Source organism: Pseudomonas sp. Leaf58 (assembly GCF_003627215.1).
Classification (GTDB): domain Bacteria; phylum Pseudomonadota; class Gammaproteobacteria; order Pseudomonadales; family Pseudomonadaceae; genus Aquipseudomonas.
Window position 1 is genome coordinate 4,595,753 of sequence record NZ_CP032677.1, and the last position, 12,527, is coordinate 4,608,279.

A 12,527-nucleotide genomic window follows, 5' to 3' on the forward strand; every position below is an offset into this window, starting at 1 on the left:
ATCACATATCCGAATTTTTAAAGAACGATCTGACAAAAGCCAGAAATCAACATTCGAAGCGAATGCTCATTTCTGAGTTTGATCAAGCAGTACAGCGTAAGTGGTGGAGCCAAGCGGGATCGAACCGCTGACCTCCTGCGTGCAAGGCAGGCGCTCTCCCAGCTGAGCTATGGCCCCGCATATTGGTAGGTCTGGGCAGATTTGAACTGCCGACCTCACCCTTATCAGGGGTGCGCTCTAACCAACTGAGCTACAGACCTATATAGGGTCTTGATCGTCTTCAACTTCTTGAATCAAGCAATTCGTGTGGGTGCTCATCAGCAGGCTGATGTCGTCGATTAAGGAGGTGATCCAGCCGCAGGTTCCCCTACGGCTACCTTGTTACGACTTCACCCCAGTCATGAATCACACCGTGGTAACCGTCCTCCCGAAGGTTAGACTAGCTACTTCTGGTGCAACCCACTCCCATGGTGTGACGGGCGGTGTGTACAAGGCCCGGGAACGTATTCACCGCGACATTCTGATTCGCGATTACTAGCGATTCCGACTTCACGCAGTCGAGTTGCAGACTGCGATCCGGACTACGATCGGTTTTGTGAGATTAGCTCCACCTCGCGGCTTGGCAACCCTCTGTACCGACCATTGTAGCACGTGTGTAGCCCAGGCCGTAAGGGCCATGATGACTTGACGTCATCCCCACCTTCCTCCGGTTTGTCACCGGCAGTCTCCTTAGAGTGCCCACCATTACGTGCTGGTAACTAAGGACAAGGGTTGCGCTCGTTACGGGACTTAACCCAACATCTCACGACACGAGCTGACGACAGCCATGCAGCACCTGTGTCAGAGTTCCCGAAGGCACCAATCCATCTCTGGAAAGTTCTCTGCATGTCAAGGCCTGGTAAGGTTCTTCGCGTTGCTTCGAATTAAACCACATGCTCCACCGCTTGTGCGGGCCCCCGTCAATTCATTTGAGTTTTAACCTTGCGGCCGTACTCCCCAGGCGGTCAACTTAATGCGTTAGCTGCGCCACTAAAATCTCAAGGATTCCAACGGCTAGTTGACATCGTTTACGGCGTGGACTACCAGGGTATCTAATCCTGTTTGCTCCCCACGCTTTCGCACCTCAGTGTCAGTATCAGTCCAGGTGGTCGCCTTCGCCACTGGTGTTCCTTCCTATATCTACGCATTTCACCGCTACACAGGAAATTCCACCACCCTCTACCGTACTCTAGCTTGCCAGTTTTGGATGCAGTTCCCAGGTTGAGCCCGGGGCTTTCACATCCAACTTAACAAACCACCTACGCGCGCTTTACGCCCAGTAATTCCGATTAACGCTTGCACCCTCTGTATTACCGCGGCTGCTGGCACAGAGTTAGCCGGTGCTTATTCTGTCGGTAACGTCAAAACAGCAAGGTATTAGCTTACTGCCCTTCCTCCCAACTTAAAGTGCTTTACAATCCGAAGACCTTCTTCACACACGCGGCATGGCTGGATCAGGCTTTCGCCCATTGTCCAATATTCCCCACTGCTGCCTCCCGTAGGAGTCTGGACCGTGTCTCAGTTCCAGTGTGACTGATCATCCTCTCAGACCAGTTACGGATCGTCGCCTTGGTGAGCCATTACCCCACCAACTAGCTAATCCGACCTAGGCTCATCTGATAGCGCAAGGCCCGAAGGTCCCCTGCTTTCTCCCGTAGGACGTATGCGGTATTAGCGTTCCTTTCGAAACGTTGTCCCCCACTACCAGGCAGATTCCTAGGCATTACTCACCCGTCCGCCGCTGAATCGAAGAGCAAGCTCTTCTCATCCGCTCGACTTGCATGTGTTAGGCCTGCCGCCAGCGTTCAATCTGAGCCATGATCAAACTCTTCAGTTCAATACTGCTTGGGTTTTTAAGAAACCCTAAACTTGGCTCAGCAATCTCAAATGACTATTTGATTTCTCGCATGGTCACTTGTGATGCTGATAATCTTTTTGACTATCAGTCCATACTCACAAGCACCCACACGAATTGCTTGATTCAATTTGTTAAAGAGCGTTTGGTTAAGAGCTTTTCGTCTCAACCGAGGCGCGCATTCTACGCTTTCCTCAGAGCCTGTCAAGCGTTTATTTTGAAGTTTTTTGCGAGAAACTCGTTTAGCTTCAAACACTTGGCTCGCTGCGATCTCTCGTAGCGGGAGGCGAATCATACAGCGTTTAGCAACGCTGTCAACCATCATCTCAACCGCTTTCGATCATTCGATCGTAGCCCTTTCAGCTTCTTCTGAACTACTTAACTCGTTGAATCTCAAGGAGTTTGTCGTTCCGTTGTCGCTGGAAGTGGGGCGCATTATAAGGGGATTCGAAAGGGCGTCAACCTTTAATTTCAAGAATATGAAATATAACGGGAAAAGACCGTGTCAGGGCCGCCAGGTGTTCGACACCACACCTTCAGCGCCTAGGAGATCGAGCGCCGCCCGCGCGGCGCTTCGCGGGGCAAGCCCGCTCCCACATCTGTTTTGGGCCAATATCGCCTGTGCCTGGCGCGCGCGACCGCCTTGTTTGATCAACACAGGCACCAAGGCGTTCGCGCGCAAAACCCTCATACCACCTTACCCTGCTTCCTGACCAACCTGGGCAACGCCCGCGAAACCGCAGGAATCCGCAGCACCATCAGCACAACCCCAATAACCGCATAAACCGCCCACTCCCGCAGGTCCGAGCGCACGATCCATAAAAAATGCAACAACCCTAACCCCAGCACGGCATACACCAATCTGTGCAGCTTCTTCCACCGCGCCCCCAAGCGCCGCTGGCTATACCGGTTCGAGGTCGCCGCCAACGCCAACAACCCTAGAAACCCCAACGCCCCCACAATAATGTAAGGCCGCTTGCGCAATTCCACCGCCAACTGCCCCCAGTCCAGCCCCAGAATAAAGAACAGGTAGGCCAGGATGTGCAGCACGATATAGGCAAACACCCACAACCCCAGCTGCCGGCGCACCACAATCCAGCCCGACCACCCCGTCAGCTTCTGCAGCGGCGTCATGCCCAAGGTCACCAGCAGGAAGGTCAACGCCCCAAGCCCCAGGCGATCCATCATGATTTTCCCAGGGTCCGGCCCCAGCAGGTTCATCGCCGCCTCATACAACCACCACGCGGGGAACAGGCACCCCACGACGAATATGGCCAGGCGAAACCAGGGATAACGCATCAATAGTTCTTCCGCAGATCAAGCCCGGTATACAACGACGCCACTTCATCGGCGTAGCCATTGAACATCTGTGTTTCCCGCACATTCGGACTGAACAGCCCACTGGGCAACCGCCGCTCGCGCGCCTGGCTCCAGCGTGGGTGGTCGACAGTCGGGTTCACATTGGCATAGAAGCCATACTCATCCGGCGCCAGCCCTTCCCAGGTAGTACCGGGCTGCTCGGCGACCAGGCTAATGCGCACGATCGACTTGATGCTCTTGAAGCCATACTTCCACGGCACCACCAACCGCAATGGCGCGCCATTCTGGTTGGGCAGCTCTCGGCCATACATGCCCACGGCGAGAATCGCCAGCGGGTGCATCGCCTCGTCCAGGCGCAGCCCTTCTCTATATGGCCAGTCGATCAAGGCAAACCCAGAACGCTGCCCCGGCATATGCTGCGGGTCCTTCAGGGTTTCGAAGCGCACATAACGCGCCTTGGCGGTCGGCTCGACCTGCTTGAGTACCTGCGCCAAGGGGAACCCCAACCACGGAATCACCATCGACCACGCCTCTACGCAGCGCAGCCGATAAATGCGCTCTTCAAGCTGATAGGGTTTAACGAAGTCTTCCAGCGCATAGCGCCCCGGCTTGCCCACTTCACCATCAACCACAACGCTCCACGGCTCGGTCTTCAAGCTGTCGCCATTGGCAGCCGGGTCACCCTTGTCGGGCCCGAACTCATAGAAGTTGTTGTAGTGAGTGGCATCCTTGAACGGGGTGATCGCCTCACCCGTCACCGTTACCGCTTGCCAGCGCGTGGCTGCGAGCTTGTCGGTGAACCAGGTTGGGGCAGCCCCTGCCTGTACCTCGGCATAACGCGAGGCTTCAGCCGCACCCACAGCACCCGGCAGCGCGCCCAGGGCCAGGCCCGCCAGAGAGCCGCCCAGCAGGGTACGGCGGGAAAGGTAGATGCCTTCGGGGGTGATCTCCGATGCCTTGCACGCGGAAGACCTGGGAAGCTTGATAAGCATGGGCGGCTCCATAGCACTGGATAACGGATGTACCAGTGAGACTATGGAGCCGGAAGGTTATTCCTGCATTAAGCGATTTTCACGCTTTACGCCGGCGCACCTTCAACAAGAACTGGATCGGCCCCGATGCCGCATAGGCGAGGAAGATCAGCAGCAGAATGCGTGGCGGGTCACTGAACACCACGGCAAACACCAGCACCACCGCCAGGATCGCCACGAACGGTACACGCCCCTTAAGGTCCAGCTCCTTGAAGCTGTTGTACTTGATGTTGCTGACCATCAGCATGCCGGCCGCAGCCACCAGCAGGGCTACCAGGAACGACAGCTTGGAACCCTGAATACCGTAGTCGCTGAACGCCCACACGGTACCCGCCACCACGCCCGCCGCCGCCGGGCTGGCCAGGCCGATGAAGAAGCGCTTGTCAGCGGTGCCGACCTGGGTGTTGAAGCGTGCCAGGCGCAGTGCAGCGCCCGCTACATAGATGAAGGCGACCATCCAGCCGACCTTGCCCATGTCGCCCAGCGCCCAGCCAAAGGCCAGCAAGGCCGGGGCCACACCAAAGGCGACCATGTCCGACAGCGAGTCGTACTCGGCACCGAAGGCGCTCTGGGTATTGGTCATGCGCGCAACACGGCCGTCGAGGCCGTCGAGCACCATGGCCACGAAGATGGCGATGGCGGCGAAGGCAAAGTACTTGCTCGCCTCGCGCGGGTCACCGGCACTGAGAGCGCTCTGCGCGCTCATCGAACTGATGATGGAATAGAAACCGGCAAACAGGTTGGCGGTGGTAAACAGGTTGGGCAGCAGGTAGATGCCGCGGTGGCGCACCTTGCGCCCTTCGGCGTCATGCCCTTCTTCAACGTGCTCATCGACAGGTAACAGGCTTTCGGCGTCGGAGGGCTTGTTCGGCTCTTCGGGACGTTCGCTCATGGAGGGTACCTTGCAACAGGATAGAAAATGTTCGACACGGGCCCGCGAAACAGGTTCTAACGGCAGGCCACTGGTCTGCTTTATACCAGAAGCTGGCTGCCAGAACGAAAAAACGCGGCCGAAGCCGCGTTTTTCATGATGCGATGTTACTTAGTTCTTGGCTTTGTCGACGATCTTGTTCGCCGAGATCCAAGGCATCATCGAGCGCAGTTGCTCACCGATGATTTCGATGCCGTGCGAAGCGTTGTTACGGCGCTTGGCAGTCATCGATGGGTAGTTGGTAGCACCTTCGGAGATGAACATCTTCGCGTACTCGCCGTCCTGGATGCGCTTCAGAGCGTTGCGCATGGCCTTGCGGGATTCTTCGTTGATGACTTCCGGACCGGTTACGTACTCACCGTACTCGGCGTTGTTGGAGATCGAGTAGTTCATGTTGGCGATGCCGCCTTCGTACATGAGGTCAACGATCAGCTTCAGCTCGTGCAGGCACTCGAAGTAGGCCATTTCCGGGGCATAGCCGGCTTCAACCAGGGTTTCGAAACCGGCTTTGACCAGTTCGACGGTACCGCCGCACAGAACAGCCTGCTCGCCGAACAGGTCGGTTTCGGTCTCGTCCTTGAAGGTGGTTTCGATGATGCCGGTGCGGCCGCCACCAACGCCTGCAGCGTAGGACAGGGCGACGTTCTTGGCGTTGCCCGAAGCGTCCTGGTAGATAGCGATCAGGTCAGGGATACCGCCGCCTTTGACGAACTCGGAGCGAACGGTGTGGCCCGGGGCCTTCGGCGCGATCATGATCACGTCGAGGTCGGCACGCGGAACAACCTGGTTGTAGTGGATCGAGAAGCCGTGGGAGAAGGCCAGGGTAGCGCCCTTCTTGATGTTCGGCTCAATCTCGTTCTTGTACAGCGCGCCTTGGAACTCGTCCGGGGTCAGGATCATGACCAGGTCGGCGGCAGCGACGGCGGTAGCCACGTCGGCAACTTTCAGGCCGTGGGCTTCAGCCTTGGCAACGGTAGCCGAACCTTTACGCAGACCGACGGTTACGTCTACACCGGAGTCCTTCAGGTTGCACGCTTGAGCGTGGCCCTGCGAACCGTAACCGATGATGGCGACTTTCTTACCCTGGATGATGGAAAGGTCGCAGTCTTTATCGTAGAAAACTTTCATGAATTACCCCTGGTTATATCTCGGCCCCTGCGGAGCCATCGCTAATTTTTGAATTTAGATGCTGAGCACTTTGTCGCCACGGGCAATGCCGGTAACGCCGCTGCGCACGGTTTCGAGAATCGATGCAGTGCCGATTGCCTGGAGGAAGCTGTCCAGTTTGTCGCTGGTGCCGCTCAGCTGCACGGTGTACACGCTGGCGGTCACATCGACGATCTGGCCGCGGAAGATATCCGTGGTGCGCTTGATCTCGGCACGTTGGGCACCGGTGGCCTTGACCTTGACCAGCATCAGTTCACGCTCGATGTGAGCGCTTTCCGACAGGTCGACAAGCTTGACCACTTCGACCAGCTTGTTCAGGTTCTTGGTGATCTGTTCGATCACTTCGTCGTGGCCAACGGTAGTCAGCGTCAGACGCGACAGGGTCGGGTCTTCGGTTGGCGCTACGGTCAGGCTTTCAATGTTGTAGTTACGCTGGGAGAACAGGCCGACCACACGGGACAACGCACCTGGTTCGTTTTCCAGCAGCAGGGAAATGATGTGCCGCATATCAGGTACGCTCCGTCTTGCTCAGCCACATGTCACGCATCGAGCCATCCTTGATCTGCATCGGATAGACGTGCTCACTGCGGTCAACCGCGATGTCGATGAATACCAGGCGGTCCTTCATCGCAAACGCTTCCTCCAGCTTTGGCTTGAGGTCTTTCAGGCTGGTGATGCGGATACCCACGTGGCCGTAGGCCTCGGCCAGCTTGATGAAGTCAGGCAGCGACTCGACGTACGAGTGCGAGTGACGACCGTTGTAGGCCATGTCCTGCCACTGGCGGACCATGCCCAACACACCGTTGTTCAGGTTGACGATCTTCACCGGCAGGCCGTACTGCATGCAGGTGGACAGCTCCTGGATGTTCATCTGGATGCTGCCTTCGCCGGTCACGCAAGCCACGTCCTGGTCGGGGAAGTTGAGCTTGACGCCCATCGCCGCCGGAAAACCGAAGCCCATGGTGCCCAGGCCACCGGAGTTGATCCAGCGGTTTGGCTTGTTGAAACGGTAGTACTGCGCCGCGAACATCTGGTGCTGGCCCACATCGGAGGTGACGAAGGCATCGCCATGGGTCACTTCGCACAGGGTCTCGATGACTTTCTGCGGTTTGATGACGTTGCCATCGCCCTTGTCGTAAGGGAACAACTCGCCATCGCCACGCCATTCGTCGATCTGCTTCCACCAGGCAGCCAGCGCCGCCTTGTCAGGCTGCTCACCGATTTCCTTGAGGATGCCGAGCATTTCGTTGAGCACGCTGTCGACCGGGCCTACGATTGGCACGTCAGCCTTGATCATCTTCGAGATCGACGCTGGGTCGATATCGACATGGATGATCTTGGCGTTCGGGCAGAACTTGGCCGGGCCGTTGACCACGCGGTCGTCGAAACGCGCACCGACAGCGAAGATCACGTCGGCATTGTGCATGGCCAGGTTAGCGGTGTAGCTGCCGTGCATGCCGAGCATGCCGAGGAACTGGCGATCAGTGCCCGGGAAGCCACCCAGCCCCATGAGGGTATTGGTGACAGGCAGGTTCAGCGACTTGGCGATTTCGGTGAGGGCTTCAGAGCCACCGCCGAGGATCACGCCACCACCGGCGTAGACGATCGGGCGCTTGGCGGCCAGGAGCATCTCGGCAGCCTTGCGGATCTGGCCGGAGTGGCCCCGCACTGCTGGGCTATAGGAGCGCAGCTTGACCTTTTTCGGGTAGACGTACTCGAACTTTTCAGCCGGGTTGGTCATATCTTTTGGAATATCGACCACGACCGGGCCTGGACGACCGGATTGCGCCAGGTAAAAAGCTTTTTTGAGGACTTCTGGGATCTCGGTAGCGTTCTTGATCATGAAGCTGTGCTTCACGATCGGCCGCGAGATACCGATCATGTCGGTTTCCTGGAAGGCATCGGTACCCACCATGGTGCTAGGCACCTGGCCGGACAGGATGACCATCGGAATCGAATCCATGTAGGCGGTGGCAATACCAGTAATGGCATTGGTCGCGCCCGGCCCGGAGGTTACCAGCACCACGCCGGCCTTGCCGGTGGCGCGGGCGTAGCCGTCCGCCATATGGGTTGCTGCCTGCTCGTGACGAACCAGGATGTGTTCCACTTCCGGTTCTTTGAACAGTGCGTCGTAAACATGCAGGAGAGCACCACCAGGGTACCCGTAGATGTGCTTAACGCCTTCGTCACGCAAAAAGCGGACGACCATCTCAGCGCCAGATAAAAGCTCCACGTTGTTCACCTCTAAAACGCCAGAATACCGCCCTCACTGGACGGGTCTTAATAGGTTTACTGCCAAGCAGAGCATGAGCGAACGTCAGCACTGACTGAGCAAGTATTGGGAGCCCCCAGAGTGTTGCGGGGTTTTCCCACCCAGCGCGAGGTAACGCGTTGCGGGGTGTAACAGGTCGGCGCGGGTGTGCACCTCATGATCTGCTTAGCGGGTCTGCTTCTGGCAGTCCCTCTACAGCGGAAGTTGGATTCTTGTGATTCGGCGCCAACAAGTCAAGAAAAATTATTGCCAATTTTTCCCCAAGATGAATTCCTGCCACCACTAAAAATCGCTTCAGCAGCAGAATAAATAAGTTTTTCACAAAAAAGGGCCACAATCTGCGGCCCTTGATGGAAAAACTGAAGAAATCAGGCGGAAGGAGCGATCAATTGGTCAAAAGCTGCCAACAGCCGGCGCAGCTCACGACTTTGCTCCGGCCGGTCGGCAAACACCGTTTCAGCCATGACCAGGATGCTCGAGGCATTGGGCAGCGGCTGGCCCAGCTCGATGATGATCTTCATGCGCTGCAGGAAGATCCATTGCAGCCATTGCTCGAAACTCAGGGTATCGACGGCGAACGGCACCGTACTGGCCAATGCCTCGTCACTTGGCGGCTCGTCATCCCACCAGCCTTGCACTTGCAGCTCACGCTCGATCAGCAGCAGGTGGTCGGCAATATCCAAAATGCGTTGTTCGATCATCAGGAATTGACCCGCGCTTTTTGCCGCGCCAGTGCGGCGCCAGCGCTATCACCCTGTTTCTCACGGGCTTGAGCGATGGTGTTCCACAGCTCCGCCTGCAGGCTCGGGCGGCCGTTGGCGTAGGTCAGGGCGCGGCGCGCCAGCTGCTCGGCTTGCGCCGGATCGCCTTGCGACAGGCGTACCTGGGCCAGGCGGTAAAGTACCTGCGGCTCGCGCGGGGCAATACGCTGAGCACGCTCCAGGCTCGAAGCGGCACCGTTGAAGTCACCGCTGCCCTGCTGCGTCTTCGCAGTGGTCAGCAGCGCCAGCACCGGGCCGTCCAGTTGCTCGTCGGCCGACAGCCCACCCGCGGCAGCGGCGCTGCGCGGAATGCCGGTTGGCGCGCTGGTGCTTTGCGGGGCACTGTTCATCGACGCGATGTCGAACGGTTCGTCGGCGATGGGGTTGGGGTTGGTGGTCATCGGTGCGGAACTGACCGGCCCTGGGGTGATCGGGCCCGGCGTGATCGGCGAGGTGCTGATCGGCGCCGCGCCATTGCCCGCCGGGTACGTCTGGATGCTGGAAGCGCCAGCGCCCTGCGGGATCATCACGGTGACGCCGGAATCCTCAGGTAGCGTCTGCGCTTGCGCGGTGCCAGCGTTATAGCCGCCCGCCGAGCGGGTGGCCGTCACGCGTTCGCTGTTGGACACGCGGGTGCTCGAATCGACCACCGGAATATTGCCGCGCGGGACGCTGGAGCACCCCTGGAGCACAGCCAGCGCCGTCACGGCAGGAAACAGCCACTTGTTCACGTCACACCTCATCAATGCAGCCTGTGCTTAATTCATCCAGCCTTTGACCCAGTCCATGACTGATTCAACTGGATCCTGCTCGCCGCCACAGGTAGCGCCGGCGGGCGGTTCACTCCCGCGAATATACGGCATCTGCACCGCCCCCGGACAGCTACCATCAGACCCATGGCCGCTGTACGGGTCAATCCAGGCCTGCACCACGTTGTCCGGTTGCGGCATGTCCAACGGTAGCGGGTCAGCCTTCTTCATGAAGCTGGTCCACACCTGCAAGGCACCGGTGGCCCCGGTAAATGGCGTTTTGCCGTTATCGTCGCGGCCCATCCATACCACGGCCAGCAGGTCTTGGCTGAAGCCAGAGAACCAGCTGTCGCGCGAATCGTTACTGGTGCCGGTCTTGCCCGCCAGGGTCAGCGTCCGCGGCAAGGTGTTGTACACCGAGCGGCCGGTACCTTCACGCATTACCCGCTGCATGGCGTTCTGCACCAGGTAGATAGACCCTGGGTCGAAGGTTTGCTGGATTTGGAACGGGTAACGCTTGAGCGGCTCGCCCTCGGCGGTGAGCACACTACGGATACCGCGCATCGGTGTATTGAAGCCGCCATTGGCGATGGTCTGGTACATGGTCGCAACCTGCATCGGCGACATACCACCCGCGCCCAGCAGCATGGCCGGGAAGGCTGGCCAGTCGACATTCACGCCCAACCGACCGATGGTCTTGATCACATTGGGCACGCCCACTTCCAAGCCGATCTTGGCGGTCGACAGGTTGTAGGAATTGGCCAGCCCTTGGTACAGGTAGATGGTGCCATGCGGCCGGCGGTCGTAGTTTTGCGGGCGCCAGACCTGGCCGTCGGCCCCTTTGACCGAGAACGGCTCGTCCTGCACCCAGCTGGTCAGGGTGTACTTGGTGGGTTGCTCCAGCGCAGTGAGGTACACCGCCGGCTTGACCAGCGAACCAATCGGCCGCACCGCATCAATGGCGCGGTTGAAGCCCGCAAAGCCCGCCTGGCGGCTACCGATCAGCGCCTGCACTTCACCGGTTTCCGGGTTGGTCACGACCATTGCCGACTCCACCTCATCAGCCCCCTTGCGCCCCGCCAGGCGCTTGAAGGTCTCGCTCATCGAGGTTTCGGCCTTCATCTGCAGGATCGGGTCGAAGCTGGTGAAGATGCGCAGGCCTTCCTCGGTCAAGTCTTCGTCGCGGTAGTCCTGGCGCAGCTGACGCTTGACCAGGTCGAGGAAGGCCGGGAACGAGCTGTCGGCCAGGCTGCCGCGCTTGGTCACGCCCAGCGGCATCTGCTTCGCCGCATCGACTTCTGCCTGGGTAGCCACGCCCTGCTCGGCCACCAGGTCGAGTACCAGGTTGCGGCGGGCCAAGGCGCGGTCGGGGTAGCGGCGCGGGTTGTAGTAGGACGGGCCCTTGACCATGCCCACCAGCAAGGCGATTTGGTGCAGTTTCAGCTCCGACAACGGCTGGCTGAAGAAGAACTGGCTGGCCAGGCCGAAACCGTGCACCGCACGCTGGCCATCCTGGCCGACGAACACCTCATTGAGGTAGGCCTCGAGGATCTCGCGCTTGTCGTAGTGCAGCTCCAGCAGCACGGCCATCATCGCCTCGGTCAGCTTGCGGCTGAGGCTGCGCTCACTGGTGAGGTAGAAGTTCTTCACCAACTGCTGGGTCAGGGTACTGCCGCCCTGGCGCATCGAGCCGGCCGAGGTATTGACCCACATGGCCCGGGCGATGGACTTGGGCGACACGCCGAAGTGGCTGTAGAAGTCGCGGTCTTCCGTTGCTACCAGGGTTTCGAGCAGGTACTTAGGCACCTGGTCGATCTTGATCAGAATGCGGTCTTCAAGGTTTTTCGGATAAATGCCGCCAATCATCAGCGGTTCCAGGCGCACCACATCGAGCGCCTTGCCGGTGGCCCCGGAAAGGCCCGCCACGTAATCGCCGGAGAAGCGCACACGCACGAACTGCGCAGGTTCCATGCCCTCATAGAACTGGAAGCCACGGGTGTTGAGGTCGACAGTATTGCCGTTGACAGCCGCCGCACCGGGGCCGTTGGCCGCGCTTTCACGGCGGTAGCCGAGCGCGTCCAGCTCAGTCAGGAAGTCGTTCTTGCTCAGCTTCTGGCCAGTGAACAGCTCCAGCGGCCGGGCATACACCTTGGCCGGGATGGTCCAGCGCTTGCCAGAGAACTTTTCCTGGACGACAGCATCGAGGTAAACCGCGAAGCCGGCGACGATCACCAGGCCGACCAGGCTGAGCTTCAAAGCCCAGCCCAGCCAGGCGCGAGAGCGGCCGGTCGGGCGTTTCTGAGGGGTACGGGGATTTCGGGTTCGGGTCATGGCGGCGGATTATACGCACTTTATAAAGGCTGGGCAGACGGCCCGGCGGTAGGCAGGGACGGCACCATTGA

General features: G+C 59.0%; 9 protein-coding genes, 2 tRNA genes and 1 rRNA gene. All 12 read right to left on the bottom strand.

All coding sequences use genetic code 11. The annotated features are described in order from the left end of the window. Window positions 1-101: 101 nt before the first annotated feature. A tRNA-Ala gene (locus DV532_RS21385) sits at window positions 102-177 on the bottom strand. A gap of 6 nt (window positions 178-183) precedes the next feature. Beyond that, a tRNA-Ile gene (locus tag DV532_RS21390) sits at window positions 184-260 on the bottom strand. Between the two features lie 79 nt (window positions 261-339). Further along, window positions 340-1,876, bottom strand: a 16S ribosomal RNA gene (locus DV532_RS21395). Between the two features lie 705 nt (window positions 1,877-2,581). Then, on the bottom strand, window positions 2,582-3,193 hold the full coding sequence (gene msrQ / locus DV532_RS21405) for a protein-methionine-sulfoxide reductase heme-binding subunit MsrQ (protein WP_056795209.1): 612 nt from the start codon (window positions 3,191-3,193) through the stop codon (window positions 2,582-2,584). After that, entirely contained in the window at window positions 3,193-4,206 is a 1,014-nt protein-coding gene (msrP, locus tag DV532_RS21410) for a protein-methionine-sulfoxide reductase catalytic subunit MsrP (protein ID WP_056795206.1), read from the bottom strand. Before msrP ends, msrQ begins: the two co-directional genes overlap by 1 nt. A 79-nt stretch (window positions 4,207-4,285) precedes the next feature. Then, window positions 4,286-5,137: a CDP-diacylglycerol--serine O-phosphatidyltransferase gene (pssA, locus tag DV532_RS21415; protein WP_056795204.1), complete on the bottom strand. Its 852-nt coding sequence runs from the start codon at window positions 5,135-5,137 to the stop codon at window positions 4,286-4,288. Between the two features lie 150 nt (window positions 5,138-5,287). Further along, the gene (gene ilvC / locus DV532_RS21420; protein WP_056795202.1) at window positions 5,288-6,304 is read right to left on the bottom strand and encodes a ketol-acid reductoisomerase; all 1,017 of its coding nucleotides are present in this window, start codon (window positions 6,302-6,304) and stop codon (window positions 5,288-5,290) included. A gap of 54 nt (window positions 6,305-6,358) precedes the next feature. Next, the gene (ilvN, locus tag DV532_RS21425) at window positions 6,359-6,850 is read right to left on the bottom strand and encodes an acetolactate synthase small subunit (protein ID WP_056795199.1); all 492 of its coding nucleotides are present in this window, start codon (window positions 6,848-6,850) and stop codon (window positions 6,359-6,361) included. Window position 6,851: 1 nt separating this feature from the next. Beyond that, the gene (locus DV532_RS21430) at window positions 6,852-8,576 is read right to left on the bottom strand and encodes an acetolactate synthase 3 large subunit (RefSeq protein ID WP_056796682.1); all 1,725 of its coding nucleotides are present in this window, start codon (window positions 8,574-8,576) and stop codon (window positions 6,852-6,854) included. 407 nt (window positions 8,577-8,983) lie between these two features. After that, entirely contained in the window at window positions 8,984-9,316 is a 333-nt protein-coding gene (locus DV532_RS21435) for a YqcC family protein (protein WP_056795196.1), read from the bottom strand. Next, on the bottom strand, window positions 9,316-10,119 hold the full coding sequence (locus tag DV532_RS21440; RefSeq protein ID WP_056795192.1) for a M48 family metallopeptidase: 804 nt from the start codon (window positions 10,117-10,119) through the stop codon (window positions 9,316-9,318). Before DV532_RS21440 ends, DV532_RS21435 begins: the two co-directional genes overlap by 1 nt. 15 nt (window positions 10,120-10,134) lie before the next feature. After that, window positions 10,135-12,456, bottom strand: a complete 2,322-nt coding sequence (gene mrcB / locus DV532_RS21445) for a penicillin-binding protein 1B (protein WP_056795189.1) — start codon at window positions 12,454-12,456, stop codon at window positions 10,135-10,137. Window positions 12,457-12,527 lie beyond the last annotated feature (71 nt).

Excerpts from the sequence above, each read along its gene's own strand:
- msrQ (WP_056795209.1), bottom strand. The coding sequence starts at position 3,193 with ATGCGTTATCCCTGGTTTCGCCTGGCCATATTCGTCGTGGGGTGCCTG.
- msrP (WP_056795206.1), bottom strand. The coding sequence starts at position 4,206 with ATGCTTATCAAGCTTCCCAGGTCTTCCGCGTGCAAGGCATCGGAGATC.
- pssA (WP_056795204.1), bottom strand. The coding sequence starts at position 5,137 with ATGAGCGAACGTCCCGAAGAGCCGAACAAGCCCTCCGACGCCGAAAGC.
- ilvC (WP_056795202.1), bottom strand. The coding sequence starts at position 6,304 with ATGAAAGTTTTCTACGATAAAGACTGCGACCTTTCCATCATCCAGGGT.
- ilvN (WP_056795199.1), bottom strand. The coding sequence starts at position 6,850 with ATGCGGCACATCATTTCCCTGCTGCTGGAAAACGAACCAGGTGCGTTG.
- DV532_RS21435 (WP_056795196.1), bottom strand. The coding sequence starts at position 9,316 with ATGATCGAACAACGCATTTTGGATATTGCCGACCACCTGCTGCTGATC.
- DV532_RS21440 (WP_056795192.1), bottom strand. The coding sequence starts at position 10,119 with ATGAGGTGTGACGTGAACAAGTGGCTGTTTCCTGCCGTGACGGCGCTG.
- mrcB (WP_056795189.1), bottom strand. The coding sequence starts at position 12,456 with ATGACCCGAACCCGAAATCCCCGTACCCCTCAGAAACGCCCGACCGGC.